This window comes from Acinetobacter sp. 742879 (assembly GCF_000588535.1).
GTDB classification, from domain to species: domain Bacteria; phylum Pseudomonadota; class Gammaproteobacteria; order Pseudomonadales; family Moraxellaceae; genus Acinetobacter; species Acinetobacter pittii.
The window spans coordinates 137,440-164,276 of record NZ_JFYC01000001.1 but is presented as its reverse complement, the minus strand read 5'-3'; the positions used below and the strand labels follow the sequence as shown (position 1 = coordinate 164,276).

At 39.8% G+C, this 26,837-nt stretch carries 23 protein-coding genes; 11 read left to right on the top strand and 12 right to left on the bottom strand.

The annotated features are described in order from the left end of the window. Nucleotides 1–89: 89 nt before the first annotated feature. Nucleotides 90–317 carry a hypothetical protein gene (locus J690_RS05570; RefSeq protein ID WP_016141364.1) on the top strand — a complete coding sequence of 76 codons (228 nt, stop codon included), beginning with the start codon at nucleotides 90–92 and terminating at the stop codon, nucleotides 315–317. 115 nt (nucleotides 318–432) lie between these two features. Next, a complete protein-coding gene (gene surA1, locus J690_RS05565) occupies nucleotides 433–750 on the top strand; it encodes a surface antigen protein 1 (RefSeq protein WP_000132045.1) in 318 nt (105 codons plus the stop codon). An 84-nt stretch (nucleotides 751–834) separates the two neighbouring features. On the opposite strand, the gene J690_RS23605 is transcribed toward surA1, so the two are convergent. The 3 genes from J690_RS23605 to J690_RS24365 all read right to left on the bottom strand — a co-directional run bounded on the left by J690_RS23605 (nucleotide 835) and on the right by J690_RS24365 (nucleotide 1,991). Further along, on the bottom strand, nucleotides 835–1,056 hold the full coding sequence (locus J690_RS23605; protein WP_002114549.1) for a hypothetical protein: 222 nt from the start codon (nucleotides 1,054–1,056) through the stop codon (nucleotides 835–837). Between the two features lie 95 nt (nucleotides 1,057–1,151). After that, entirely contained in the window at nucleotides 1,152–1,580 is a 429-nt protein-coding gene (locus J690_RS05560; RefSeq protein ID WP_032034632.1) for a hypothetical protein, read from the bottom strand. A gap of 264 nt (nucleotides 1,581–1,844) precedes the next feature. Continuing rightward, the gene (locus J690_RS24365; protein WP_002114459.1) at nucleotides 1,845–1,991 is read right to left on the bottom strand and encodes a hypothetical protein; all 147 of its coding nucleotides are present in this window, start codon (nucleotides 1,989–1,991) and stop codon (nucleotides 1,845–1,847) included. Between the two features lie 905 nt (nucleotides 1,992–2,896). Between J690_RS24365 and J690_RS24530 the strand changes: the two genes are divergently transcribed. Beyond that, the gene (locus tag J690_RS24530; protein WP_016806122.1) at nucleotides 2,897–3,199 is read left to right on the top strand and encodes a hypothetical protein; all 303 of its coding nucleotides are present in this window, start codon (nucleotides 2,897–2,899) and stop codon (nucleotides 3,197–3,199) included. Here J690_RS24530 and J690_RS05550 read toward each other — a convergent pair. Further along, the gene (locus J690_RS05550; protein WP_032034631.1) at nucleotides 3,192–4,097 is read right to left on the bottom strand and encodes a LysR family transcriptional regulator; all 906 of its coding nucleotides are present in this window, start codon (nucleotides 4,095–4,097) and stop codon (nucleotides 3,192–3,194) included. The genes J690_RS24530 and J690_RS05550 overlap by 8 nt on opposite strands. Nucleotides 4,098–4,208: 111 nt before the next feature. Between J690_RS05550 and J690_RS05545 the strand changes: the two genes are divergently transcribed. Beyond that, nucleotides 4,209–5,447 carry an SGNH/GDSL hydrolase family protein gene (locus tag J690_RS05545; RefSeq protein ID WP_032034629.1) on the top strand — a complete coding sequence of 413 codons (1,239 nt, stop codon included), beginning with the start codon at nucleotides 4,209–4,211 and terminating at the stop codon, nucleotides 5,445–5,447. Between the two features lie 49 nt (nucleotides 5,448–5,496). Here the strand turns inward: J690_RS05545 and J690_RS05540 are convergent, their stop codons facing one another. From J690_RS05540 to J690_RS05520, 5 genes are all read right to left on the bottom strand, one after another. Continuing rightward, the gene (locus tag J690_RS05540; RefSeq protein WP_032034627.1) at nucleotides 5,497–6,852 is read right to left on the bottom strand and encodes an MFS transporter; all 1,356 of its coding nucleotides are present in this window, start codon (nucleotides 6,850–6,852) and stop codon (nucleotides 5,497–5,499) included. Between the two features lie 100 nt (nucleotides 6,853–6,952). Next, a complete protein-coding gene (locus J690_RS05535) occupies nucleotides 6,953–8,236 on the bottom strand; it encodes a DcaP family trimeric outer membrane transporter (RefSeq protein WP_081405091.1) in 1,284 nt (427 codons plus the stop codon). 276 nt (nucleotides 8,237–8,512) lie between these two features. Then, nucleotides 8,513–9,184: a class I SAM-dependent methyltransferase gene (locus tag J690_RS05530; RefSeq protein WP_032034622.1), complete on the bottom strand. Its 672-nt coding sequence runs from the start codon at nucleotides 9,182–9,184 to the stop codon at nucleotides 8,513–8,515. 71 nt (nucleotides 9,185–9,255) lie between these two features. Next, on the bottom strand, nucleotides 9,256–10,950 hold the full coding sequence (locus tag J690_RS05525) for an AMP-binding protein (RefSeq protein WP_032034620.1): 1,695 nt from the start codon (nucleotides 10,948–10,950) through the stop codon (nucleotides 9,256–9,258). A gap of 110 nt (nucleotides 10,951–11,060) precedes the next feature. Next, nucleotides 11,061–11,678, bottom strand: coding sequence for a TetR/AcrR family transcriptional regulator (locus tag J690_RS05520; RefSeq protein ID WP_032034619.1), 618 nt, complete (start codon nucleotides 11,676–11,678; stop codon nucleotides 11,061–11,063). Nucleotides 11,679–11,822: 144 nt separating this feature from the next. Between J690_RS05520 and J690_RS05515 the strand changes: the two genes are divergently transcribed. The 5 genes from J690_RS05515 to J690_RS05495 are packed head-to-tail and all read left to right on the top strand — an operon-like array spanning nucleotide 11,823 to nucleotide 18,336. Further along, the gene (locus J690_RS05515) at nucleotides 11,823–12,995 is read left to right on the top strand and encodes an isovaleryl-CoA dehydrogenase (RefSeq protein ID WP_029424157.1); all 1,173 of its coding nucleotides are present in this window, start codon (nucleotides 11,823–11,825) and stop codon (nucleotides 12,993–12,995) included. Between the two features lie 24 nt (nucleotides 12,996–13,019). Beyond that, nucleotides 13,020–14,621 (top strand): carboxyl transferase domain-containing protein, encoded by a 1,602-nt coding sequence (locus J690_RS05510; protein WP_032034615.1) that lies wholly within the window; start codon nucleotides 13,020–13,022, stop codon nucleotides 14,619–14,621. Between the two features lie 9 nt (nucleotides 14,622–14,630). Continuing rightward, nucleotides 14,631–15,434 (top strand): enoyl-CoA hydratase/isomerase family protein, encoded by an 804-nt coding sequence (locus tag J690_RS05505; protein ID WP_032034612.1) that lies wholly within the window; start codon nucleotides 14,631–14,633, stop codon nucleotides 15,432–15,434. A gap of 11 nt (nucleotides 15,435–15,445) precedes the next feature. After that, the gene (locus tag J690_RS05500; RefSeq protein ID WP_032034610.1) at nucleotides 15,446–17,437 is read left to right on the top strand and encodes an acetyl/propionyl/methylcrotonyl-CoA carboxylase subunit alpha; all 1,992 of its coding nucleotides are present in this window, start codon (nucleotides 15,446–15,448) and stop codon (nucleotides 17,435–17,437) included. Next, complete coding sequence (locus tag J690_RS05495) at nucleotides 17,434–18,336, top strand: hydroxymethylglutaryl-CoA lyase (RefSeq protein ID WP_032034609.1); 903 nt, start codon at nucleotides 17,434–17,436, stop codon at nucleotides 18,334–18,336. Before J690_RS05500 ends, J690_RS05495 begins: the two co-directional genes overlap by 4 nt. Before the next feature lie 249 nt (nucleotides 18,337–18,585). Here J690_RS05495 and J690_RS05490 read toward each other — a convergent pair whose 3' ends face one another. Beyond that, a complete protein-coding gene (locus J690_RS05490; RefSeq protein WP_005069913.1) occupies nucleotides 18,586–19,527 on the bottom strand; it encodes a LysR family transcriptional regulator in 942 nt (313 codons plus the stop codon). Between the two features lie 204 nt (nucleotides 19,528–19,731). Here J690_RS05490 and J690_RS05485 point away from each other — a divergent pair, with 204 nt between their 5' ends. Continuing rightward, nucleotides 19,732–23,214, top strand: a complete 3,483-nt coding sequence (locus J690_RS05485) for an indolepyruvate ferredoxin oxidoreductase family protein (protein WP_032034606.1) — start codon at nucleotides 19,732–19,734, stop codon at nucleotides 23,212–23,214. Nucleotides 23,215–23,273: 59 nt separating this feature from the next. Here the strand turns inward: J690_RS05485 and J690_RS05480 are convergent, their stop codons facing one another. Both J690_RS05480 and J690_RS05475 read right to left on the bottom strand, forming a co-directional pair. Beyond that, nucleotides 23,274–24,077: a thioesterase family protein gene (locus J690_RS05480; protein ID WP_032034604.1), complete on the bottom strand. Its 804-nt coding sequence runs from the start codon at nucleotides 24,075–24,077 to the stop codon at nucleotides 23,274–23,276. A gap of 196 nt (nucleotides 24,078–24,273) precedes the next feature. Further along, nucleotides 24,274–26,076 (bottom strand): acyl-CoA dehydrogenase C-terminal domain-containing protein, encoded by a 1,803-nt coding sequence (locus J690_RS05475; RefSeq protein WP_032034602.1) that lies wholly within the window; start codon nucleotides 26,074–26,076, stop codon nucleotides 24,274–24,276. A gap of 305 nt (nucleotides 26,077–26,381) precedes the next feature. On the opposite strand from J690_RS05475, the gene J690_RS05470 reads away from it, so the two are divergent. Beyond that, entirely contained in the window at nucleotides 26,382–26,831 is a 450-nt protein-coding gene (locus J690_RS05470; RefSeq protein WP_079284144.1) for a PaaI family thioesterase, read from the top strand. Nucleotides 26,832–26,837: the final 6 nt, after the last annotated feature.

The window sequence follows — 26,837 nt, the reverse complement described above, 5'->3', positions numbered from 1 at the left end:
GCTACACATTAAAAAATTTCATGTTTAAATGAACCTATCTGAAGCTCTCAGATAAAACACACATCATAAATGATATGAGGTAATTAAAGATGAGCACTACTAATAATCAAAGCAATCAACGCGATAATCAACAGCAACAACAACAGCAAAACGACAACCGTAATAACCAGCAGCAACAAGGCAACCAACAGCAAAACGATCAACAGCAACAAAACAATCAGCAACAACAGCAAAATGACAACCGCCGTCAACAACAAGGCTCGAATCAAAAAGATTCAGGCCAACAAAACTCAAATAACAACAATCAGCAACGCTAATCCGTTGCTGACTTAAATGTCATTTGATGCGGTCATTCATTTTATTTAGGAAGGTGCCCTCACCTTCCTAAATTTAACATAAGCATAAAATTAAATAAGAGATGAGGAAAAACTGATGACAGATCAAAATACAGACCATGCTCAACTAGTAGCTGGCGACCATAATTATTCTGACTCTCGCTGGCGAGAAAGTTATCTTACTCGACCTTATTATCAAGAAGCTCAATTAACTACGCCAGATCTGGATTATGATCGTGATTTTTCTGCTGCTTATGAACTAGGTCACCGTGCCCGTTCAGAATCTAAAGAAGGAACTCAGTTTGAAGATATGGAAGGTAGCTTGCAACAAAAGTGGGAAGAACTCAAAGCTGAATCCCGATTAAAATGGGAACATGCAAAACAAGCCATTAAAGATGCATGGGATGACATGTAACATCCTTAATTGGTCCAAAGCATATAGCTTATTTCCTATTGGCCCTGGGAAATAAGCTTTTTTATTATTTGAAATATTTATAAATTAGAAAAACGGCGGCATATTAAAATTATTACTAAGATATTGATTGGCTTGGTGCGGATCATCAAAAATTTCTTTTTTAAATTGTACATCTGGCGTTGTAGATAGTGTATGTGTTGGCTTGATCGTAACTTCTACGACATATCTGTTTTGTTCTTGCTTAGCTTTTACACCATAAATTTCAGAATCATTAATGCAAGTTCCATCAGTAAAATATACAAATATACCGCCACCTTATTTCTTGACTGAAGTTACTGGTTTTTCCCATTTATTTAACGCAAAAGCCTAACAATAGACTTGAGCCATACGTAAACAAAATATCAGTTTTGGTTTTTCTTAAAGTATTCAATAATTTCTTCCCCGTTATTCACAGGAGTTTCTTTAGCAGGATATGTTTCTTCATAAGCATATGCAGGTAATGCAACTTTATCGCGAATTGTCGGTAACTTTTCTTGGCCACCTGTGGTAATACGCTCAATAAAACCTGCAAGCCACAATACAAATTCTTGTGTGTTTTTACTCTTCGGAATAATACTTAAATCTAATTTAATTTTAGATTCCTGAAGAGGCTTAATCAGCAATTCAGCAAAATCAATATAATTGTATAAAAGTTTAAGTTTTGTCCCCTTAATCTCATGTCTAAGCTCAATCATTAAATTGTTAAGATCTTCCATAGGATCATCTACAAACCCTTTTTTTTCCTTAACATTTTGATAGATTTTCTCAGCTAATTTTAAGTACTGGGGCATATCCTTACCTTTAAAAATTGTTTTCTCTAAAATGAATTTTGGATGAATATAAGTATTTATTGTGTTTATTTTATTAATTTTTTGAAACTATAATTTACGGAGGAAACAATTCAATAACAACAAATTAATATAAAGGCTATAACACACTAATTTATTGATTAATTTTATATTTTTATATAATTGCTTTTTTTATTATGTTACATATTTTATAGAAAATAACGATAAGAAAACCCACATAAATGTGAGTTTTCTTAAGTGAAATAATTATGAGTTTTTATCCATTTGTTGAGTAGTTGCTGGATCATTAGAGCCATGTGTTCCATCATCATCTGTTGAATTTCGATCTTGGCAGGCACTCATACCCATTGCGATTGCAACTACCATACTTACTGCACAAAAAATTCTTAACATTGAGGTCACCCTTATAAATCTTAAGATGTAGGCTTATGAATAACATTATCTTATGTTGGCCTACCGCTGTGGTTCTCTTAAGTTTTGTAGGTTGTGCAAGCTTTTGTAAAAATCTAAATAATATAAATGTTAAAAAATTACTTTTCTTGCAATTGATATTTTAATTAAAATTTGGCAACGGCTATTTATTTAATCACATGATATTCATAAAATCAAAATTTCCCGCTCTTTTTTGACTTATGTTGAAATAAGTCATTACTTGCAAACACTATACAAATAAACAATTAATAAATATTTGATATATAAACATTAAAAATTATTTTTTAACCTCTATTGAACCATTATTCAATATTTTCAATTCTAAATAACTCATTATTTTATTAATGAAAATTTAAAAATATTAATATTTGTTTATATAAACCAATCTTTTATTTTTGCAATTGACCCGCTTTAAGGCTCAGCTTATGATGCTCCGGCTGACCTATTTTGTCAGTCGGTTTTAGCAGACCGTCTACCTAAGCGCACTAAAAACAAGTTTTTTGGTGTGTAGCCCCTCGTGCCTTTGACGGAGGAACGGGAGTGGGACACCTTCGGGTGTGCTGGTTTCTTAGGTATCAGTCTGCTAACCCTCTTTCGTTTCACCACCATAATTAATAGCAGTGATTGGGCGCAACTTCTTTCATCAAGGAGTCTCTAATGACTATTATTTTATATCGTGTTTTTTCTTCTACTCTTCATCACGTTATCGACTTAACTGAAACTATTTTCAAGAAAATATCCTACAGTTTTATGTTTCTGCTTTCCTATCTTTTCAGAGTAAATATTTCCATATTTAACGCTCGATAAGGACTAGAAAATTTCTATAAACATGACTTAACAATAACAACAACCAATGAAGAGCAATAATGATGTTTTTTTTATATCGTATTGTTTTAATCTGCACCCTATTAATAAGTTCTATAAGTTTATTAGGTTGCAGGTCTATCAGTAAAAATGAATTTAATACACATTGTGTTTGGGCAGGTCGTGCACTTTCACAATGCAACTGTATTTATAACTCTTTAGAAAAACATTATTCGCCGCAGTTTGTAGAGAACTTACCCAAAGTAAGCTTACAAAATATTAATGCGAATATGCACTTTGTGGAAACTATGAATGAAACTATGCACCAATGTCAGTTAAGCGCAAGAAAAGACTCAATTAACTAACTTTTGCATGCTCTACCAAGAAATCTAAAAAAGCCCTTACGCGCTTAGGGACATATTTATCATGTCCTATCCACACAGCATGAAATTCTTCTGAAGCCTTGATATTCCAGTCTTCAAGGATTTTGACCAACTGTTTTTGTTCTAAAGCTTTTTTGACTTGGAATTGGTTAAGCTGTGCAATACCAGCACCTGCAAGCGCTAACTGCAAGATGGCTTCTCCATGATTTATTCTTAAAACCTTAGTGGGAGCAAGTGTGATTTCTTGATCGTCTTTTTTAAAAAGCCACGTTTTATTTTGACGTTGGTAACTTACGTCTAAAAGCTGATGTTCGTATAACTCTTCTGGATGCTGCGGATAACCATTCTTTTCAATATAGGTAGGTGAACATACATAATGTTTCTGAGTGCTTCCGAGTGAACGAGCAACCAAATTTGAGCTTTTCAAAGGTCCCGTGCGAATTGCAACATCAATTCTTTGTTCAACTAAATTAATGACTTCATCACTCAAATGAGCTTCTAATTCTATTTGTGGGTAGCGCTCGTTAAATAGAGAAATACAAGGCAATAAAAAATGCGTCCAATATGAAAGACTGGTATGAATTCTAATTCGCCCTTGCGGTATATGGTTTGCAGTAACAGATTGTTCAAGCTCGTCTAGATCGTTCAGGATTTGAATGCCTTGCTCATAAAATTGGCATCCTTCACTGGTAAGCTGAAACTGGCGTGTTGAACGGTTCAGTAGTCTGACGCCAAGTCTTTTTTCTAAGCGTGAAATTAACTTACTCACAGCAGACGGCGTCATGTCACAAGCTCTTGCGACTGCTGAAAAGCTTCCTAACTCGACTACCCGAATAAAAATTGCCAACTCACCAGACCGATTAATATCAAAATATGACATAACAAAATCTATTTATGAATCTCATTCACAAATCTTATTCCGCTTATGTTGCTATAACAAGCTAGTAATTTGTTTCAAGATAACTTTAATTTATTTTAAAGAGTTCACGAGATGAAACTTTATCAACCCGCCCTATTCTCTCTTGTTTTATTTACGAGCTTTGCACAAGCAGAAGTACAAAAGAGTCAGTGGGTTACCACTTGGGCAGCTAGTCCACAAAAAGTCTGGAATAAAGATTTCGTTTTCCCGACCAATATTCCCGATCAAATATCTAATCAGACCATTAAACAAATTAGTCAAATTAGTTTAGGTGGTGAAGCTGTTAGGCTCGTTTTTACCAATCAATATGGGGATCAACCGTTATCTATTGATAAAACAACTGTGGGGCTAGTCAAAGGACAAAGTCTAAAAGCTAAGAGTGCTTATCCAGTTTATTTCTCTGGAAAGCTTAAAGCACAAATTTTACCTGGCAAACAATTGATTAGTGATCCAATCCAACTACCTGTTCCAGATCATGCACAGTTAATGGTAAATAGCTTTATTCAAAGGCCAACTACATTTAAAACTTTTCATTGGGATGCGAAACAAACCAGTTGGCTCATTACGGGTAACCAGACCGCGAACTTAAATACGCCTAACAGTGCCAAAAAAACAACCGCACGATTATTATTATCGGCTGTAGAAGTAAAACCAAAGCTTAAAGCACATGTTGTTGCAGTCATTGGAGATTCAATTACCGACGGTGCAACTGCAACTTTAGATGCAAATACGAGATGGACCGACTTTTTAGCTAAACGGTTATCGCCACATCAAATAGCAGTCATTAACAGTGGAATTTCAGGGAATCGATTACTTACAGACGGTATGGGTGACAGTGCTTTAGAACGCTTACAAAAAGAAGTATTTCAATATTCAGGTGTGAAAACATTAATTGTTCTGGTGGGTATTAATGATATTTCATGGCCCGGTACTGCTTTTGCACCTAAACAACAAATACCGAGTTTTGAAGCACTCACTCAAGGTTATAAACGTGTTGTAGATGAAGCACATCGCCAAGGTATTCAAGTGATTGGAGCAACCTTATTACCATTTTCGGGAGCTTTACCAAATACTCCTCTTGATAACTATTATCAGCCTAACAAAGATGAATTACGTCAGCGCATTAATCACTGGATCAGAACCAGCCATACATTTGACGACGTACTTGATCTTGAACAAGGTTTAAAAGACCCTAAGCATCCTGACCGATTAAATCCAATTTATGATTCGGGAGATCATTTACATCCGAATGACCGTGGGAATCAACAAATGGCAAATCTGGTTGATTTAAACGAATTAGTTAATCAATAAAACGTCCAGATACGGATAGGAATTTGTTTCCTACCCGTATCCATATGGATTAATTACCCTCTAACTCGACATTAAGTTTTGGTGTAATAGGCTGTTTTTCAGCTGCATATCGTCTTAAAACCATGACGGCGAAAAGCGCTAAAATTGCAGGAATTGCGATCATCACAAAATTCATTTTATGTGGTAATTCCAACCCTAATAACAGGCCCGTTAAGATAGGTCCAACAATAGCCCCAATTCGACCTACACCAGAGGCACAGCCAATTCCAGTAGAACGCACACTTAATGGATAATATTGTGCAACGTAACTATAAAGAAGAATTGAAGTACCAATCGTTGCTGCTCCTGCCACAGTCACCAAACCATATAAAACATAGGCTGGTGACTTAAAACCTAAACCGACTAAAGCAACAACACCCGCCAGTAGCATTCCCATAATTACAGGTTTTAGATGGAATTTATCAGACAAAATACCACCACCGATTGAACCGATCATTGCGCCAACATTTAGAGCAAGCAAGAATAAAATACTCTTTCCGAGTGAATAGCCTGCTGCCAGCATGAGTTTTGGTAACCAGCTACTTAAGGCATACACCATGAGCAAGCACATAAAGAATACGAGCCAAAACATGAGTGTATTGAAAGCACGGCCTTGCTGAAATAATCCCTTTACAGAACTACCTGTTGGAACATTATCTTCATTAAGCACTAAGTGAGTATTAATCGTTAGGTTTTGTTCAGGTGAAATTTTTTGAATAATGCGCTGTGCTTGCTCAGTCTTACCCGTCTTAACTAAAAAGGTTAAAGACTCAGGCAAAAACTTCCAAATGACAGGTAATAAAAATAATGGAATACCGGCAATTAAAAACATAATTTGCCACCCCTGACTTTCAACCAAATAGCTACCGATCAATGCTGAAAGAATTCCCCCAATTGCATAACCACTAAACATACTCCCCACCAAAGTACTTCTTATACGTTTAGGCGCATATTCTGATGTAAGTGCAACTAAATTTGGCATAACCCCACCAATGCCTAATCCTGCCAAGAACCGAAGTATCCCAAACTCAAGTGGGCTTGATGCAAAAGCACCTAAAAAGGTGAAACCACTAAAAAAAGTCACACAGATTAAAATTACCTTTTTACGGCCTATTTTGTCTGCCAATGTTCCAAAGAACATCGCCCCAAACATCATTCCACATAGTGCCGTACTTGCTAACATCCACGCCTGTACAGCTGTTAACGACCACTCTTGCATTAGCAAAGGCAATACCACGCCATAAATCACCAGATCGTAACCATCAAAAATAATAATTAATAAACACCAAAGTAAAATACTCCAGTGAAAAGGGGTAAATCTGGCCTGATCAATAACTTCATTTACATTTAATTTAGATGTTGTCATTTACTCACCTCCTTTGTGAGATAAATTCATATTCAATTTTTTAAAACGACATATTGCACCCTAAAGAAAAAACAGATTATTCAAGGTTTTATTGAATAAATTAAAAGTCATAACTCGCCATCATATTGAAGCGGTTATCAATTCCGTTACGTCCATCAAAAGTTTCTCGTTCGCCATACACATATTCGACGCCCAAGGTAATTGGTTTGTATGGGTTATAAAGTGCATTCACCCAGCCCTGCCAAAGCTCTTTATTTTGGGTGGTGCTATTACGTTGTAATTCAGCAAAACGGTTATCATCTTTGGCTTTCATATAGCCGTAGCCTAAAGTCGAGCGAATTTGCGGTGTAAATTGATGAGTAATACCGAAAGAAAGAGTATCAAATTCATTGCTATGCATATTGTTTTGATCATCTATTGCATAGCCACTGTTACTCCATAGCAGGAAACGCCCATCTCCTTTGACATGGTAATAATCGGCTTTGAGTAATGTATCGGGCGTAATTTGGTATTTACCGCCCAAGCCTACGCCCCAAGCGACTTCCTCATCATGATTAGTTCTCTTTTCGGCAACAAAACTACGCCCCGACAACATCGAGCCATTGGCAAATTTATGATTTAAGCGCCCTACCAAGGCTGGTAAACGCATTTTATTATCTGGATCTGAGGTCGCAGTATATTTCGGATCTTCAACCGATATTGCAAAGCTTGTATTTGCCGTTAAGTTATCGCTATAGCGAACTAGCGGCGATCTTAATAATGCACTCCCTACAAATGTGCCCGCATCAATCGTTTCCGGATAATATTCGGGTGCGATAAATGTTGACCACGTTTGACCAATAAGCCATTTATCAAAAGTTAAATAAGCATGGCGTATCCGAAACTGATCACGAGTGGCTGCGCCAAAGAAGTCCATTTCCAACTTTCCGCCCACATCACCCGCGACTGTTGGGGTTTTAAAATTCAACCCGAAACGTGTCACATTAACCGTACTGTGCAACTGGTCTTTTTGTGCAGATTCTTCTGGCGTGTTTTCAAGTGGAACACCGCTAATATTGTTATACATGGTAGATGCGCCCTTCATTTGATAAGAAGCATCTGCCCGTATATAACCATATAAGTTAAATTCTGCACCAGACTTGGTTAAACCTTGCTGTATTGGTGATACGGCTTGAGGAGTCGCTGAATTTGCTAGTTCCACTCGTCCTTGCGATAAAGATTTTTGCGCCTGCATATTAGCTTGTAACATAGCCCGAAGTTCTTTCACTTCTTGGCGAAGTTGTGCTATTTCAGGATCTGTTTGACCTGCAAAAGCGGAAGACATAAACAGGGTCACAGAAACAGCCAACAGGCTTTTTTGAACCGTTGTATTTAAAACTTTCATCATGAAATTTTCCTTTTGATCTTTAATTACACTTAAAGATCTCGACATCCTTTTTGTTATGTACCCATCTAAAATAGGTGCTTAAAATTTGTCTTTCTTTCACAAGAAAAACCTTCGATCATATTTTTTAGACAAAACCTCCCTAAAGCGGCCTGAAAACCACTTTTAATTTGTTTTAAGTAAAGCTAAATCTTCTAATTCTTTTCAGTTTTTATATTCTCTTCCTCATTGAGAATATGCAGGTTTTATATCCGTATTAACGCTTTCCAAAATCCATTATTTTTTTGCAATAAACCCTTGATACGTCAAAATTTGCGTATAAGACTGCACACTTTCAAAACCAGTTTTTTCTAAAAGTTTTATATATCCTTCAGTGGTTAGGCTAAAAAAGTCTTGCGCCATACGCTCTAACATTTTTTGACATTGTTCTTCTGTTAAGCCTTGTGCCAAACATAAATAACGTAAAGCTTGAAGATGCTGTGGATTTACACACGTCATTAAATCGTAGGTCAGTAAAATCGCTTTTTCTTTTAAGCGATCATAAATACCCTTAAAAAAAACAGGTTTTATGTCATCTGCAATAAAATGAGCCACGAGAATAGAAAGTGCAGCATCAAAGCAATTCTCAAGAGGTAAAGCTGACGTTTCACCGTGAACAAAGGTGACTTGAGAAGATTTATCTAAAAGTTCAACCTGTTCCTGAGCTTTTTGCAGCATAGTCAAAGATGGATCAACTGCTGTAAATTTCCAGTTTGGATGACGTTTAAGTAAATATTCGAGTTCATACCCCGTGCCACAACCCACAATTAAAATATGAGCATTTGGCGGCAACACTGATTGCAAAATGGCATCCACCTGTTGATGGATCACTTCATAACCCGGAATTAATTTACGAATATGTCCGTCATATCCTTCGACTACCTTTGGGCTATTAAAGTCTTTTGCCATTTTGCTTATCCTCTATTTAAGCTGCCTTTCAACTTATAGTTTGCTGCACTTTGACCAAACTTTTAACCTCTTTAGTCAAAGACATTTCCAGTTAAGTTAAGTTCAGCTCGCATAATTTCCTGCAATTTAAACTTCTGCGCTTTGCCTGAAGCTGTCATTGGAAACTCATTAAAGAATCGGACATAGCGCGGCACTTTATTATGAGAAATATGCTCTTTGCAGAATTGGCGAATGCTGTCTTCATCAATTTGATGATGCTCATGCAAAATAATACAAGCACAGAGTTCTTCACCATATCTGGCATCTGGCAAACCAATGACTTGGACATCGCTCACATCTGGATGAGTATATAAAAAGTCTTCAATTTCTTTTGGAAAGAGATTTTCCCCACCGCGAATCACCACATCTTTAATACGGCCTTTAATTTTAATAAAACCGTCTTGATCCATTTCGGCAATATCACCTGTATGCATCCAACCAGCAGCATCAATGACCTCTTTGGTCTTTTCTTCTTCACCCCAATAGCCAGCCATCACTGAATAACCGCGAACGCATAGCTCACCCAAAGTTCCTTGCGGAACAATCTGCCCTTCTAAATCGACAATTTTAATTTCAACATGCGGATGAACATGTCCAACTGTACTTACTCGCTTATCAATCGAATCATTTACCGAGCTTTGTACACTCACTGGCGAGGTTTCGGTCATGCCATAACAAATGGTGATTTCAGACATATGCATTCGGTCTATAACACGCTGCATAATTTCTCTTGGACAAGGACTCCCTGCCATAATGCCTGTTCTTAAGCTCGACAGATCAAACTCACTAAACTGTTCATGCTCTAAGGTGGCAATAAACATGGTTGGCACGCCATACGCTGCCGTACAATGCTCTTGATGAATCGCTTTTAAAGTTTCTAAAGGATTAAATACAGCCGATGGATAGACCATGGTTGACCCATGTGCAACGCAGGCCAAATTCCCCATCACCATGCCAAAACAATGAAACAATGGCACAGAAATACAGACTTTATCTTGAGGGCTTAAGCGGATGCCTTCACCCACAAAATAGCCATTATTTAAAATATTATGGTGGGTCAACATGGTCCCTTTAGGATTACCTGTTGTACCTGAGGTAAATTGAATATTAATGGTTTCATCAAATTGAAGTTGCTTGGTTAATAGTTTTAATTGTTCTAGCTGTTCAGAAGTTGGTGTAGTGACTAAATCACTAAAGCGATGAATACCTGTATGTTGCTGATCATCAATTTTAATAACAAATTTTAAATGTGGTAGTCGTGCTGAACTCAGCACTTTATCTGGGCTGGTCGTTAACTCAGGGGCAATTTTTGTGAGTAGTTCTTGGTAATCAGTCGTTTTGAATTGAGAAGCAATAATCAATCCTTTGCATGAGACCTTATTCAACACATATTCAAGTTCATGGCTTTTATAAGCTGTATTCAGGTTGACTAAAATAATCCCTGCTTTAAAGGCTGCAAATTGAGTAACTGTCCATTCCACACAGTTAGGCGACCAGATCGCTAATCGATCACCTTTTTTTAATCCCAATTTTAAAAGGCTACAAGCAAAAGCATTTACTTCATCCTGTAAAGCTTTATAGGTTAATCGTCTGTTTTGGTGGAAACTAACGATTGCTTCCTTTTCAGCATATTGCCGACAGGCCTGATCAAATTGTTCACCAATGGTCATACCCAATAAGGGCTGCGTGCTTGGTCCCGAGGCGTAACTTAACCGTTCTTGTTGCATTGAATCATTCTCCTTGATTCTTCTAATTCTCTTCATACCTGATCTAATTGTTGTTACTGCAACTACTTTTCTAAACCGCCTTCTTTGTGTTGTTTTATCCTTTATATGCCCTATTTTTTCTGCACAGCATCCACACAAAAGTCAGCAATCTGTTTTGAAAAATAGTCTTTGTGCGCATGATCAAACTTTGTATTTTGAGCTGGGTCTAGGGGTTCAACCACCACATAGGTCATGGCACCAACAACACAGAGTGCTGCTGTATTTAAATCATCCAAGACAAACTCACCACTTGCATTTCCATCCGCAAGTATTTTTTTAATACTTTGCTTAATCAATTGCTTCACACGAAAACGCTCATGTTCAACTGTTGAATCGACGGGTTCAAACATGAGTGAATATGCAAGCTGAGGACTATTCAGTGCCCGTTTTACAAAGGTTGCCACAGCCTTATGTAATTTCTGCTTTGCCGATAAGTCACTTTCGGTAATTGAGTCAATCACCAATAGTTCTGTATTAATGGCTTCGGACAAAACTTCAATCAGCACTTGGCTTTTATTGTCAAAGTAACGATAAACCAGACCACTTGATACGCCCGCTTGCTCTGCAATTGTTTGTATTTGCGCGTCTTTAAACCCTCCCTCTGAAATTAACTTTCTGGCTGAACTCAAAATCGACTTACGATTTTGCTCCATCCGCTCTTGCATTAAAGATGATCGTTTATAGCTCATAATTTATTCTCTAACAAATAAAATGAATTGTAAATCATTTTATGAATCAGTATTCACTTTTTTAAAAAATCATTGTATGGTAATTATCAAATACCCACAAAATATTTTATGGACAACAAATATAACCAATAGGATGAAGATATCATGAACCTACGCAGCTTGAATTTCGGTCTAGATGAAACTTTAATTGCGCTTCAAGATTCAGTGGCAGCATTTTGTGCAAAGGAAATTGCACCAATTGCCCAACAAGTTGATCAAGACAACAAATTCCCTGCACATCTCTGGAAAAAATTCGGAGATATGGGCCTTTTAGGTATGACGGTTTCTGAAGAATATGGCGGTGCCAATATGGGTTATTTAGCTCATATTATTGCCATGCAAGAAATTTCCCGTGCTTCGGCAGCCATTGGTTTGTCTTATGGTGCTCATTCTAATTTATGTGTAAACCAAATTAACCGTAACGGTAACGAACAACAAAAACAAAAGTATTTACCAAAACTCATTTCTGGTGAATATGTTGGTGCCCTTGCAATGTCTGAACCAAATGCAGGTTCAGATGTCGTTAGCATGAAATTACGTGCCGAACAAAAAGGTGATCACTTCGTTTTAAATGGTTCAAAAATGTGGATCACTAACGGCGGTGATGCAGATGTACTCGTGGTTTACGCTAAAACTGACCCACAAGCTGGCGCAAAAGGTATGACTGCTTTTTTAATTGAAAAAGGCATGAAAGGCTTTAGTCATGGCAACCATTTAGACAAACTCGGTATGCGTGGCTCTAACACTTACCCACTGTTTTTTGACAATGTAGAAGTACCTGCTGAAAACGTACTCGGCGGTGTTGGTAACGGCACAAAAGTACTGATGAGCGGCCTAGACTATGAACGTGCAGTTTTAAGTGCTGGACCTTTAGGCATTATGGATGCCTGCCTAGATGTGGTAATTCCTTATTTACATCAACGTGAACAGTTTGGTCAGGCATTAGGTGAGTTCCAGCTTATGCAAGGCAAACTTGCCGATATGTATTCAACTTGGTTGGCATGTAAAGCCCTCGTCTACGCTGTTGGTGCTGCCTGTGACAAAGCTGACCATGACCGCAGCCTACGCAAAGATGCTGCAAGTGCCATTTTATATTCTGCCGAAAAAGCAACATGGATGGCTGGAGAAGCAATTCAAAGTTTAGGCGGCAACGGTTATATCAATGAATTCCCTGCCGGCCGCTTATGGCGCGATGCAAAACTTTATGAAATTGGTGCTGGAACTTCTGAAATTCGCCGCATGCTGATTGGCCGCGAACTCTTCAATGAAACCAAATAATAATTACAAATAAGGACGCATCTTATGAACCAATTACAAAGCAAGATTAATGTTCGAAGTGAAGACTTCAAAACAAACCAGCAAGCCATGCAAACATTGGTCACAGATCTAAAACAAGTTGCCCAGCGTATTGCTTTAGGCGGCGGTGAAAATGCCCGTCAAAAACATTTGGCTCGAGGTAAACTTTTACCTCGTGAACGTATTGATCAACTGATTGACGTCGGCACGGCATTTTTAGAAATTGGTCAATTGGCAGCGTACAACGTTTATGAAGATGATGTTCCTGCTGCTGGGGTGATCGCGGGTATTGGTCAGGTCAACGGCATCACTTGCATGATCGTTGCTAACGATGCAACGGTTAAAGGTGGAACGTATTACCCACTTACGGTTAAAAAGCATTTACGCGCACAAGAAATTGCCGAACAAAATCACTTGCCTTGTATTTATTTGGTGGACTCAGGCGGTGCCTATTTACCAATGCAAGATGAAGTCTTCCCAGACCGTGATCACTTTGGACGTATTTTCTATAATCAGGCACGCATGTCGAGCCTAGGTATTGCCCAAATTGCTGTAGTAATGGGTAGCTGTACCGCTGGCGGTGCTTATGTACCTGCCATGTCGGATGAAACGATTATTGTCCGTAATCAAGGTACGATTTTCTTAGGTGGCCCTCCTCTGGTAAAAGCTGCAACTGGCGAAGTGGTGAGCAGTGAAGACTTAGGCGGTGGTGATGTGCATACACGTCTTTCAGGCGTGGCTGACCATTTAGCTGAAAATGATGAACATGCGATTGCCATTGCACGAAACATTGTCGCTAACCTTAATAAAAAGCCAAATGACTTAAATAAACAAGTTGATGAACCATTGTTTGATGCATCAGAACTCTATGGTGTAGTGCCAAGCGATGCACGTAAACCTTTTGATGTACGTGAAGTGATTGCCCGTATTGTAGACGGCTCGCGTTTTGATGAGTTTAAAGCACGCTTTGGTTCAACACTGATTACCGGTTTTGCTTCACTCTACGGCATGTCAGTCGGCATTATTGCCAATAACGGAATTTTATTTTCAGAGTCTGCACAAAAAGGCGCGCACTTTATTGAGCTATGCACACAGCGCAATATTCCATTGTTATTCCTACAAAACATTACTGGGTTTATGGTTGGTCGCCAGTATGAAAATGAAGGGATTGCAAAAAACGGCGCTAAATTGGTTATGGCAGTTGCAACCGCAAATGTACCAAAACTCACCTTGATTATTGGTGGTTCGTTTGGTGCAGGTAACTACGGTATGTGTGGCCGTGCTTATTCACCACGCTTTTTATGGACTTGGCCAAACTCTCGTATTTCAGTGATGGGCGGCGAGCAAGCAGCAAGCGTACTCTCAACTTTAAAACGTGATCAGATTGAGCAAAAAGGTGCCGAGTGGTCAGCACAAGAAGAAGATGAATTTAAACAACCGATTCGTGAACAATATGAACGTCAAGGCCATCCGTACTATGCTTCTGCTCGCCTTTGGGATGATGGCGTAATTGATCCAGCGCAAACTCGTCAGGTACTTGGTTTAAGTTTGGCTGCGGCCATGAACGCCCCAATCCAGCCAACCAAATTTGGCGTGTTCCGCATGTAAGAGGTGTATATGAGCTATCAATTTTTACAACTCGAACAACAAGGTCAGGTTGCCTATGTTTGGCTGAACCGCCCTGAACTACACAATGCTTTTAATACGACAGTCATTGAAGAACTACATGCTTGCTTTAAGCAAATTAATACCCGTGATGACATTCGTGTTGTGGTTTTAGCTGGTCGCGGCAAAAGCTTTTCGGCAGGTGCCGACCTCAACTGGATGAAACAGGCAGGTCAGGCATCTTCAGCAGAAAATGAAGTAGATGCATTAAAACTTGCACAAATGTTGGATGCACTTGCAACGCTAAAACAACCGACTATTGCTCGTGTGCATGGCATTGCTTTTGGTGGTGGCATGGGTTTGGCATCGGCATGTGATATTTGTATTGCCAGCACCGACGCCAAATTTGCAACATCTGAGGTTCGTTTAGGGCTTGCTCCATCTACCATTAGTCCCTATGTGATCCGTGCGATTGGTGCAAGACAAGCCTCTCGTTACTTCTTAACTGCCGAGCGAATTTCAGCACGTGATGCCAAACACATTGGCTTGGCACATGAAGTGGCAGATGCGGAAGACTTAGATAAAAAAGTTCAAGAAATTGTTGATGCTCTATTACTCGGTGGCCCGCATGCTCAAGCGGCATCAAAACAACTCATTCAAATGGTGAGCAACCAGACCATGAGCAATGACTTGCTGCAAAAGACAGCACATCATATTGCTCAAGTTCGTCAAGGCAGCGAGGCAAAAGAAGGTCTGAGTGCCTTTTTAAATAAACAGCAGCCTGCTTGGGTTTCTAACTCGAATAACAACAATTAAGGACGATCATCATGTTTGAAAAGATTTTAATTGCGAACCGTGGCGAGATTGCATGCCGCGTAATTCGTACAGCTAAAAAATTAGGGATAGCAACGGTTGCCGTTTACTCAGATGCAGACGCAAATGCACAACACGTCAAACTTGCAGATGAAGCGGTTTATATTGGTCAGTCCCCTGCAACGCAAAGTTATTTACAGGTTGATCGTATTATTCAAGCAGCGATCGATACAGGCAGTCAAGCGGTTCATCCGGGTTACGGCTTCCTTTCTGAAAATGACCAGTTTGCACTCGCTTGCCAACAACACAACATTTGCTTTATTGGCCCGCCAGTAGATGCCATTTTAGCAATGGGCTTAAAAGCGACCTCTAAAGCTTTAATGGAAAAAGCAGGTGTTCCTTTAACACCGGGTTATCACGGAACCAACCAAGATGCTGACTTTTTAAAACAGCAGGCAGACCGAATTGGCTATCCTGTTTTAATTAAAGCTAGTGCTGGCGGCGGTGGTAAAGGCATGAGTCTGGTTGAACGCAGTGAAGACTTTTTGCATGCCTTAGCTTCGTGTAAACGTGAAGCCAAATCGAGCTTTGGTAATGATGATGTCTTAATTGAGCGTTATGTGATTCAGCCTCGCCATATTGAAGTTCAAGTGTTTGGCGACACACATGGCAACTATGTGCATCTGTTTGAACGTGACTGCTCTGTACAACGCCGTCACCAAAAAGTGCTAGAAGAAGCCCCTGCTCCACAAATGCCAAGCGAGAAGCTCGATGCAATGCGCCAAGCTGCAATTGATGCTGCACGCGCGGTAAATTACGTGGGCGCAGGTACGGTTGAGTTTATTGTAGAACAAGATGGTACGGCGTATTTCATGGAAATGAATCCCCGCCTACAAGTCGAGCATCCTGTCACGGAAATGATTACAGGTGAAGACTTGGTTGAATGGCAACTTCGTGTGGCTTATGGCGAACCTTTGCCTAAACTACAAAACGAATTGCAGATTCATGGACATGCGCTTGAAGCACGTATTTACGCCGAAGAACCAGAAAAAGGCTTTTTACCTGCCATTGGTAAAATTGACTATTTGCATTACCCAACTCAAAACCAGTATGTGCGTGTAGACAGCGGTATCGTTGAAGGCGATGAAATCACGACCTATTACGACCCAATGATTGCCAAACTGATCGTATGGGGTAAAAACCGTGAAGCTGCGCTCATTCAAATGCAACACGCTTTAAGCCAATTTCATGTGGATGGCTTAGGTAACAACATTGCCTTTCTTGAAAAAATTGTACGCAGTGAGTCTTTTAAACAAGCCAAGCTTGATACCAACCTGATTCAACGTGAACAAAACTTCTTGTTTAGTCCTGAAGAGATCAAACCTGAACTAATAGTAGCAGCGGCATTTATTGAGTTTCTAAGTAAACTTAATAACAACAGCTCAAGTCAAAAACAGCTTTGGCAGGCTCAACCACTTTGGCGTTTAAATATTGCTTATCAGCATAGTATTAAACTGAATTATTTAAACCAAAATATCCAAATTAAGTTTGCCTCAAATGAAGATGGCTTCACCGCAGAATATAACGGTCAAAGCTACCCGATTTCAGGTCAATTGATTGATGCGCATACGGCGTCTGTTCAAATTGGTGGGTCTAAGCAAAAGCTGTCTTTTAACCAAAGTCAGCAAGGCATTACCTTATTCCAAAATGGACAGAGCTATAAGTTTGCTTATATTCGCCAAGACTTTAATCAAGCAGATAGCCAAGCCGATGAAGGCCACCTAAAAGCACCAATGCCGGGTGTGGTCACGCAAGTACTGGTGAGTGCAAATCATAGCGTGAAGAAAGACGATATTTTAATGACGCTTGAAGCAATGAAAATGGAATATACCATCCGCGCCCCTAAAGACGGCGTGATTGTAGACTCCTATTTCCAAGTCGGTGATCAGGTCAAAGCTGGCGACGAGCTTGTGGAATTTCAGCCTGCTCAGGAGGAAGTTGCATGAGTGAGTTTGTCAAAATCGTGGAGGTCGGTCCCAGAGACGGCCTCCAAAATGAAAAGCAGGCTTTGACTGTCGAACAACGCTTAAACTTTATTAATGACCTTATTAATGCAGGTCTGAAATCGATTGAAGTCGGTTCATGCGTTTCGGCAAAATGGGTACCTCAAATGGCTCAAAGTGATGAGCTATTTAAGCTGTTACCCCAAACAACTGATGTGCAATTTAGCCTGCTCACCCCCAATATCAAAGGTTTTGAAACTGCTCAAGCGGTAGGATGCAAAGAGGTTGCGGTGTTTACCGCAGCTTCTGAAAGTTTTACCCGCAAAAATATCAACTGCTCTATTGATGAAAGCTTTGAAAAATTTAGCGATGTCATGAGCGCGGCAAAAGCGCATAACATCCGTGTGCGCGGTTATGTCTCTTGTGTTGTCGACTGTCCTTATGAAGGTGCAATTGCCCCTGAACAAGTGGTAAAAGTTGTTAAACGGCTCTATGATATGGGCTGCTATGAGGTGTCTTTAGGTGAAACTATTGGTACCGCAACACCAGATCGCGTTCAAAAGGTTTGGCAAGCATGCCTCGCTGAACTCGACAGCAAGGTTTTGGCAGGACATTTCCACAATACCTATGGCATGGCGATTGCCAATATTTATCAGTCTTTACAGCAAGGTATTCGTGTTTTTGATTCATCTCTTGCAGGACTTGGCGGTTGCCCTTATGCCAAAGGTGCTTCTGGCAATGTATCGACCGAAGATCTATTTTATTTGCTGTCACACATGGGCTTTAAAACTGGCATTGACTTAGAAAAACTGATGCAAGCCAGCCAAAATATTAGCAATGTGTTAAACCGAAAAAGCTTGTCGAACTATGCAAATGCTTATTGGCAAACCAAGTGTGCCTAACCATAAATTAAAGTAGGTCAGCATCTGGTATAAGGCTTAATATAAGGCAAAGTACCAGATCATCCTATCTAATCTTTATCTCATTCTGTTCAGGAATTGGGACTAAATCCCTCATGCAATTTTTTAAAATCTATTATTTATCTGTGTATTAAATGCCTCTTTCAAAAGAAGCATTCTCTACCCTATTTTTATTCTAATCCGTATTATTCTTCATCCTTTTCTATCTTAGTCCTTAAAAAAATTATCTCATTATTTATAAAAATAAGATGCATCCATTTCAATTCTTGGGGAAATATATTCTTCCACCCAATCTAACCATGCACGAGTTTTGGCATCAATAAAATGGCGTGAAGGCAACAAGGTATAAACCCCTATATCGGGCGAACGCCACTCTGGCAAGATATGACATAATCTTCCATTTTGAACCGCATCTAAAGCTGAAAACATCGGCAATAACGCGATGCCCATATCCTGTTGCACTACATCTAATAATAACTCAGGGTTATCTGCAATAAGTTGTCCGCCAATGTCGATTTGGTAAGACTCACCACTTGTATTTAATAAGTGCCAATCTGGCGTAATAGACGGGTTTACCAAGCGTAAACAGGCATGATTTTTTAAGTCTTCTGGGGACTTTGGCATACCATGTTTTTCGAGGTAAGCAGGTGAAGCACATAAAACAGAAAAAATAGTGCCAATTCTGCGTGCAACAAACCGAGAATCTGTTAATGATTCAGTCAGATAAAGACTGACATCCACCCCTTTTGCCAACAAGTCTGGAACGTACTGTGAAGTCGTATATTCCACGGTTAATTCAGGGTAATGCTTACAAAACTCGGCCATCACTGGAAAAACATAATGATGCCCAAAGCTTCCCATGCTTAATACACGTAAACGGCCTTTGGGTTTAGATGCTGTTCCTGTTACTTCCGACTCCGCTTCATCCACCATTGAAATGACTTGACGACACCGCTCTGCGTAAGTCGCACCAATATCGGTCAGTGCCTGCTGGCGCGTTGAGCGTTGTATTAATTTTGTACCTAAGCGTGTTTCTAGCTCGCTGATAAGACGTGAAACCTGTGCTGTGGTCAGATCCATCTGCTCAGCTGCTGCTGTGAAACTCCCGCTATCAATCACTTTCAGGAATGCATGCATTGCATGCAATAGTCCACCATCGAGATTTTTGCGCATAACGTAAATATGTTTTCCTAAATTACGGATTGTTGCACCAGTTTAGATCAACCACAATGACTAAATGTACATACATTGGCACTAATTCTTTTTAAGAAGAGGAACCGATCTTTTTTTATTTCGTATGTCACTTGCTCCAAATATTCAACTGGATGTTGAAAAAAGAAAGTAGTCCGAGCTACTAAAAATTCTAAGGAGATATAAATGAATATAGCTACAAAAGTCACTCCAAATATTATTGCAACAAAGGATGTGTCACTTGAAGATAAATATGTAAGTGATAACGGTACAGCATATATGACCGGCATTCAGGCACTTGTTCGGTTGCCTCTTGCCCAAACTCGCCGTGACGCGATTAATGGTTATCATACTGCTGGTTTTATTTCTGGTTATCGCGGTTCTCCTGTTGGTAACTATGATAGTTTCCTTTGGCAAGTTCAAGGATTACTTAAATCCCATAATGTTGTGTTTCAACCTGGTGTAAATGAAGACTTGGCTGCTACCGCAATTTGGGGTACCCAACAAGTTAACCTTTCAGGCCAAGGCAAATATGATGGAGTGTCTTCTTGGTGGTATGGTAAAGGCCCGGGTGTTGACCGTTCAGGCGACGTACTCCGCCATGCTAACTTAGCTGGTACCTCTGAACGTGGTGGTGTGGTTGCTTTATTTGGTGATGACCACTCATGTAAATCTTCTACAATCCCTCACCAGTCCGAACATGTCATGATTGGTTGTGGCATTCCAATTTTCTACCCAACATCCGTTCAACAAATTTTAGACTTTGGTGTTCACGCCATTGCTGTTTCACGTTTTTCTGGCCTTTGGTCTTCAATGAAGCTCGTCAGTGAAATTGTAGAAACTTCTGCTTCTGTTCATGTCGACCTAGACCGTGTTACTCCGGTTATACCAGAAGATATCAATTTCCCAGAGGGTGGCGTCAATATTCGTTGGCCAGATCATGGCATTCAGCAAGAAGAACGCCTTTATAAATATCGCTTACCTGCTGTTTTGGCCTATGCCCGTGCCAATAAAATCAACACCGTTACATGGCCTTGTGAAAATGCCCGTATCGGTATTGCTGCAAGTGGTAAAGGTTATTTAGATACCATTGAAGCCTTACGTATTTTAGGTATTGAAGATGAAACTGCCCAACAACTTGGGCTACGTGTTTATCAGGTTGGTCTGATTTGGCCTTTAGAACCTCAAGGTGTTCGTGAGTTTGCCGAAGGTTTACAAGAACTGATCGTTATTGAAGAAAAACGTCCAATTATTGAAACACAAATTAAAGATGAGCTGTACTCACTGCCTGATGGCAAACGTCCACATGTGATTGGTAAAGCAACTGACGGCAAAGGTGAATGGAGTACCTCTATTGAAGAAGCACCGCTCATTGGTCACTATGAGTACCAGCCTGAACCTATTGCAAAAATGCTAGCTGCTCGCTTCTTAAAACTCGATATTCCTGAAAGTTTAAAAACACAAATCCAAAGCAGAATCGACTTACTGCTAAAAGCAGAACAAGAATCAAAACGTGTTATTGATCTTGCTGAACGTAAACCGTATTTCTGTAGTGGTTGCCCACATAACTCTTCAACCGTAGTTCCTGAAGGTAGCCGTGCATTAGGCGGTATCGGTTGTCACTATATTGCAGTTTCACTTGACCGCGGTACCGAAACATTCTCTCAAATGGGCGGTGAAGGTGTAAGTTGGGTGGGTGCATCACCATTTACCAATGAAAAACACATTTTTGCCAACCTTGGTGACGGAACTTACTTCCACTCAGGTTACTTAGCAATTCGTCAGTCTATCGCTGCAAAAACCAATATTACCTACAAAATCCTCTATAACGATGCAGTCGCTATGACAGGTGGTCAGCATGTAGATGGTCATTTGAGCGTTGCGCAGTTAACTCGTCAGCTTGCTGCCGAAGGCATTAAAAAACAAGTTATTGTTACTGATGAAGTTAAACTATTAAACGAAGAAGATGGCATTGCACCGGGTGTCGAAATTCGCCACCGTAATGAACTCGATACAGTTCAACGTGAGCTTCGTGAAGTTACAGGTGTCACCGCTTTAATTTATGTACAAACCTGTGCCAGCGAAAAACGCCGTCGTCGCAAACGTGATGCGTACCCTGACCCAGCTGAGCGTTTATACATTAATAGTGATATTTGCGAGGGCTGTGGCGACTGTTCGAAAAAATCAAACTGTTTATCTATTGAGCCAGTAGAAACAGCATTAGGTACTAAACGTCAAATTAACCAAAGTAGCTGTAACAAAGACTTCACTTGTGCCGAAGGGTTCTGCCCTAGTTTTGTGACTGTTCATACACGTGACATGAAACGACCGGCTAAATTTGAAGGTATTGGTGCAGGCTGGCCAACATCACCAGTTATTCCTCAGTTATATGACGTTCCAAGTCGTATTATGGTTGGCGGTATTGGTGGTACAGGTGTTGTGACTATTGGTGCACTGCTTGGTATAGCAGCTCACCTAGAAGGTAAAGCTACACGTGTTATGGACATGGCAGGTCTTGCTCAAAAAGGTGGTACGGTTTATTCATACGTTCAACTTGCGGCAAGTGATGAGCAAATTTCTTCTACTAAAATTCCGGCGGGCCAATGTGAATTATTGATTGGTGCAGATGCGGTAGTCGCTGGTGGTAGCGCTGCTCTATCTCGCTTAAAAGATGATGCTTTAGTTATTGTGAATGAAGACAGTACGCCTACTTCTGAGTTTATTAAATCTCGTGACTGGTATGCACCTATTAGCGATTTAATTGATCGTCTTCGTGGTCGTGTTCGTCAAGGTCAACTAGTTTCTTTGCCAGCAGCTCGCATTGCAACGCAACTGCTAGGTGATTCAATCTATACCAACCAGTTATTACTCGGTATGGCATGGCAATCTGGACGTATTCCGTTATTACGTGAAAGCATTGAAAAAGCAATTCGCTTAAATGGTACTGCTGTTGAAAAGAACCTCGAAGCTTTCCGCGTGGGTTGTCATCTTGCAAGTGACCCAACTTTAGCTGCACGTTTAGTTGCGGCAATGCCAAAAACCAAAACTCCGCAAACTTTAGCTGAACTTGTTGAAGACCGTTCTGCTCGTCTAACAGACTATTGGAATGAAGCTTATGCAGCTAAATACCGTACGCTTGTAGAATTAGCTGCTAAAAAGTTACCAGAAGAGTTAACAGGTACGATTGCAACTCAGCTTTATAGAGTCATGGCATATAAAGATGAATATGAAGTTGCACGTCTTTTAACAGGTAAAAGCTTCAAAGAATCGATTGAAACACAGTTCGGTAAAGGCCTACATTTAACGTATCACCTTGCTCCGCCAGCGTTACTTGGTGGCCTGAAAAATGTCCGTAAACGTGCGTTTGGTTACTGGATGCGCTTCCCAATGATGATGCTTGCTCGCTTACAATGGCTTCGTGAAACTTTCCTTGACCCATTTGCACGTCAAGAAGAACGTCAACACGAACAAGCTTGGCGTGACCGTTACATCGCATTTGTTGAAGCACTTGTTGAAGCACCAGACAATCATAACTTGGTAGTTGCTGAGCAAATTGCAAAATTACCAGCAGAAGTCCGCGGTTATGGTCATATCAAAATGAAAGCAATGGACGCTGCAAAACAACGTTGGGATGAACTTACACCAACACTGCTAAAAGTCCGTAACTAAAATTAAATCTCAAAATAAAAAGTCATCCTTAGGGATGACTTTTTTATTGGCTCAAAAATTTATTTAGTCATTTTACGTAAAGTCAAAATCTGCTCGCTTCGTCCAAATGGACCATACACATCATGTAAAACTGCACTGGTTAAACCAATACCATCCGAACCATATTGCTGAACGGTTTCCAAACCTAGCCATTTCCCTTGCGGATAACGGTGCATGTGAACTTGCAAATCAAGATTTGGAAAGCCCCAAGTAAATTCTCCTTCTTGTCTTGGCACAATCCCGTTTGCCGCATCTACCATGCCAATTAAATGCGCAAAATCTGTGGTCGGCTGCCCTTCCACGATTTCTTTATCATTATTGAGCCAAACAATGCCTTTACCTGCGCGATGCTGATCATCCGTTTTAGTGACGAGTGTCTGGATAAAGCCACCCGGCCATCTTTTCATGCCCGTCCATTCTGTAAAAGTATCTGGATGGTGAACTGGCTGATCTTCAAGCCCAGCAATATCGGAACTATCTTGAGTACACATGCGCCATGCCCTAGCCACAATGCAGGTTTTACCTTGTGCTTGTAGTTCTGCTTCAATCAGTTCAATGGTTTTACCAGCACGAATGACATGTGTCTTAATCGTAAACTCACCAAAAGCAATCAATCCAAAAATATCAAAACTAATTCGACCAATTCGCATATCTTGTCGTGGTGAAAATTGCTCTAACTCTGCTGCGATTACACCACTTGCGGGCGCCATGTGCTGTTCATGAGGGTTCCAAGCCCCTTGTGCATGGACAGTTGAGCAATAATGAGCAATGACTTCACCTTGAGGACCAATTGTTCTATTCAGTAATTGATAATAAGCATTCATGATTTTCTTTCCTTAGTCCTTATACAACTTCAATATTTGATGAAAATTCACGTTTTAATGCTTATGTTAACCCTCTATTTCATTGGCTCAACTGGTTTTTCCTACCAAAAACTGATGAGTCTAAAATTACAAATTTAATCACTAGGTAAAATTTCGCATGTCAATTTCACCCAGTGATTCTAGAACTTATCATTCACTAAAATGCAAAAGCATCTTGATCGAGCTCCATCACAGATTCAGCTCCTGACTCAATAGAAGCGGCATGGCTCTGTGTACGATGCAAAAGCTTTTGATAGAAAAACTTAGCTGTCGTTAATTTTGCTTTATAAAAATCTTCCTCTTGTGTACCCGATTCTAATTTTTCATGGGCAACTTGTGCCATTCGAGCCCACAAATACGCGAACACAACGTAACTGGAAAAATAAAGATAATCTACTGAAGCTGCCCCTATTTCTTCTGGGTTGTGCTTGGCTTTCTCTGCAATAGTTTTGGTCAGTGACAACCATTGTTGCTTAAGCTCAGCTAATTTTTCTAAATAAGGTTTCAAGACTTCATTGGATTGCTGTTGACCAATAAATTGATCAATTAAGTCAGTCATATTTTTTAGAAGTTTGCCTTCTGACTTGAGGACTTTACGTGCAAGTAGATCTAAAGATTGAATTTCGGTCGTTCCTTCATACAATGTTGAGATACGCGCATCACGTACAATTTGCTCCATTCCATGCTCAACAATAAAGCCATGACCGCCAAATACTTGAACGCCATGCTTGGCAGACTCATTACCCGACTCTGTTAAAAAGGCCTTAGCAATAGGTGTTAAAAAAGCCAGTAATTCATCGGAGTGTTTTTGCTGTTCCTGATCGTTTGAGCTTTCGACAATATCGACATGCTGAGCCAGAAAGTAAGCCAGTGCGCGGCCCCCTTCAGAAAAAGCTTTTTGTGTCATTAACATTGAACGTACAGCGGGATGCGCAATAATTGGGTCGGCATTTTTCTCAGGATATTTAGGACCAGATAACGAACGCATAGCGAGTCGCTCTTTGGCATAACTTAATGCGCCCTGAAATGAAATTTCAGAAGCAGCAAGCCCTTGAACTGCCGTTCCAATACGTGCGGTATTCATAAAGGTAAACATACAATTGAGCCCGCGATTTTCAGGACCAATCAAATAACCTTTGGCGCCATCAAAATTAAGTACGCAGGTGGCATTACCATGAATCCCCATTTTATGTTCAATCGCGCTACAAACGACGTTATTACGGTCCAGCACCTGACCGTCGTCACTCACATTAAATTTAGGCACAATAAATAAAGAAATACCTTTAGTCCCTGCGGGTGCCTGAGGTAAACGGGCTAAAACAATATGAATAATATTTTCAGAAAGATCGTGTTCTCCTGCCGAGATAAAAATCTTTTCGCCTGTAATTGAGTAACTACCATCCGGATTTGGTTCGGCTTTCGTTCTAATTAACCCAAGGTCTGAGCCTGCATGGGATTCGGTTAAACACATTGTTCCCGTCCAGACACCGCTAATGAGTTTAGTCAAATACTGCTGTTTTTGTTGCTCAGTACCATGATGCTCAATGGTTCTCATTGCGCCATGAGACAAGCCGGGATACATTGCCCACGCCCAATTAGAACCACATAACATTTCAGAAATGGCAATCCGCAGCAATGTTGGTAAGCCTTGCCCACCATATTCAGGGTCGGCGGTTAACGAGGTAAACCCAAGCTCGGTATATTTTTGGTAGGCTTCTTTAAAACCTTTCGGCGTTATGACTACGCCTTGATTTAAATGACAGCCTTCCTGATCGCCATTTTGATTTATGGGCGCCAATTCATTTTCACAAAAATCTGCTGCTGCCTCTAAGTATTGATCAATTAATTCTCGATTTACGCTTTCCTGATATTTGCTTAAACCTTGGTAGTTCTGTTCTGTTTGAAGCATTTCATGCAGCACAAATTGCATATCGCGTAATGGAGCTTTGTATAAAGGCATAGTTTTTTTCCTTTCACCTCTCTGCCTGTGTTATGGGCAGATATCGTTTTTCCTTAAAATGGACTTTTATTGTTTCAATCTCATCAAAATATCAAAAAATTTCTTATAGCAAAATATATTTTCACTAATTTAATAAAATTATCGTAACTTAGCCATAGGAATAAAATATAGATATATGTTTTAAATACAAATATAAGATAAAAAGTTATTAGTCTCGTTTTAAGTAGAATAAATTTATATTTTGTATTGCAAAATTTTATTCCGTAAAAAATCAATTTATAGTATGGTGATTAGACTGCTTAATCATGCAAGGACGATTTATGGAAAGCCCGAAATACACAGGTCTTGAATTTTTAACCGCTTTAAAAAATGGTGAAGTTTCTCCATCACCTATGGCTCACACCATACCAATGGAACTCGTTGAAGTTTCCGAAGGTAAAGCAACTTATAAAGTTACTCCTCGCAAAGAACATAGAAATATACAAGGCGGTGTACACGGCGGCTTTTGCGCCACAGCTTTAGATACGGCAACAGGCAGCGCAGCTCATACATTACTTGAACATGGCGTTGGTTATGGAACCATTGATTTAAATGTAAAAATGATCCGTCCCATGCAAGTTGATACTTCGTACTATGCGACAGCCGAATTGATTAATGCGGGCCGTAATATTATTAGTACCGAAGGAAAAATCGTAGATGAGAACGGCAAAGTGTATGCTTTTGCCTCGGCAACATTAATGATTATTCGCAAATAATAAAAT

Excerpts from the sequence above, each read along its gene's own strand:
- J690_RS05570 (WP_016141364.1), top strand. The coding sequence starts at position 90 with ATGAGCACTACTAATAATCAAAGCAATCAACGCGATAATCAACAGCAA.
- surA1 (WP_000132045.1), top strand. The coding sequence starts at position 433 with ATGACAGATCAAAATACAGACCATGCTCAACTAGTAGCTGGCGACCAT.
- J690_RS05560 (WP_032034632.1), bottom strand. The coding sequence starts at position 1,580 with ATGCCCCAGTACTTAAAATTAGCTGAGAAAATCTATCAAAATGTTAAG.
- J690_RS24365 (WP_002114459.1), bottom strand. The coding sequence starts at position 1,991 with ATGTTAAGAATTTTTTGTGCAGTAAGTATGGTAGTTGCAATCGCAATG.
- J690_RS24530 (WP_016806122.1), top strand. The coding sequence starts at position 2,897 with ATGATGTTTTTTTTATATCGTATTGTTTTAATCTGCACCCTATTAATA.
- J690_RS05550 (WP_032034631.1), bottom strand. The coding sequence starts at position 4,097 with ATGTCATATTTTGATATTAATCGGTCTGGTGAGTTGGCAATTTTTATT.
- J690_RS05545 (WP_032034629.1), top strand. The coding sequence starts at position 4,209 with ATGAAACTTTATCAACCCGCCCTATTCTCTCTTGTTTTATTTACGAGC.
- J690_RS05540 (WP_032034627.1), bottom strand. The coding sequence starts at position 6,852 with ATGACAACATCTAAATTAAATGTAAATGAAGTTATTGATCAGGCCAGA.
- J690_RS05535 (WP_081405091.1), bottom strand. The coding sequence starts at position 8,236 with ATGAAAGTTTTAAATACAACGGTTCAAAAAAGCCTGTTGGCTGTTTCT.
- J690_RS05530 (WP_032034622.1), bottom strand. The coding sequence starts at position 9,184 with ATGGCAAAAGACTTTAATAGCCCAAAGGTAGTCGAAGGATATGACGGA.
- J690_RS05525 (WP_032034620.1), bottom strand. The coding sequence starts at position 10,950 with ATGCAACAAGAACGGTTAAGTTACGCCTCGGGACCAAGCACGCAGCCC.
- J690_RS05520 (WP_032034619.1), bottom strand. The coding sequence starts at position 11,678 with ATGAGCTATAAACGATCATCTTTAATGCAAGAGCGGATGGAGCAAAAT.
- J690_RS05515 (WP_029424157.1), top strand. The coding sequence starts at position 11,823 with ATGAACCTACGCAGCTTGAATTTCGGTCTAGATGAAACTTTAATTGCG.
- J690_RS05510 (WP_032034615.1), top strand. The coding sequence starts at position 13,020 with ATGAACCAATTACAAAGCAAGATTAATGTTCGAAGTGAAGACTTCAAA.
- J690_RS05505 (WP_032034612.1), top strand. The coding sequence starts at position 14,631 with ATGAGCTATCAATTTTTACAACTCGAACAACAAGGTCAGGTTGCCTAT.
- J690_RS05500 (WP_032034610.1), top strand. The coding sequence starts at position 15,446 with ATGTTTGAAAAGATTTTAATTGCGAACCGTGGCGAGATTGCATGCCGC.
- J690_RS05495 (WP_032034609.1), top strand. The coding sequence starts at position 17,434 with ATGAGTGAGTTTGTCAAAATCGTGGAGGTCGGTCCCAGAGACGGCCTC.
- J690_RS05490 (WP_005069913.1), bottom strand. The coding sequence starts at position 19,527 with ATGCGCAAAAATCTCGATGGTGGACTATTGCATGCAATGCATGCATTC.
- J690_RS05485 (WP_032034606.1), top strand. The coding sequence starts at position 19,732 with ATGAATATAGCTACAAAAGTCACTCCAAATATTATTGCAACAAAGGAT.
- J690_RS05480 (WP_032034604.1), bottom strand. The coding sequence starts at position 24,077 with ATGAATGCTTATTATCAATTACTGAATAGAACAATTGGTCCTCAAGGT.
- J690_RS05475 (WP_032034602.1), bottom strand. The coding sequence starts at position 26,076 with ATGCCTTTATACAAAGCTCCATTACGCGATATGCAATTTGTGCTGCAT.
- J690_RS05470 (WP_079284144.1), top strand. The coding sequence starts at position 26,382 with ATGCAAGGACGATTTATGGAAAGCCCGAAATACACAGGTCTTGAATTT.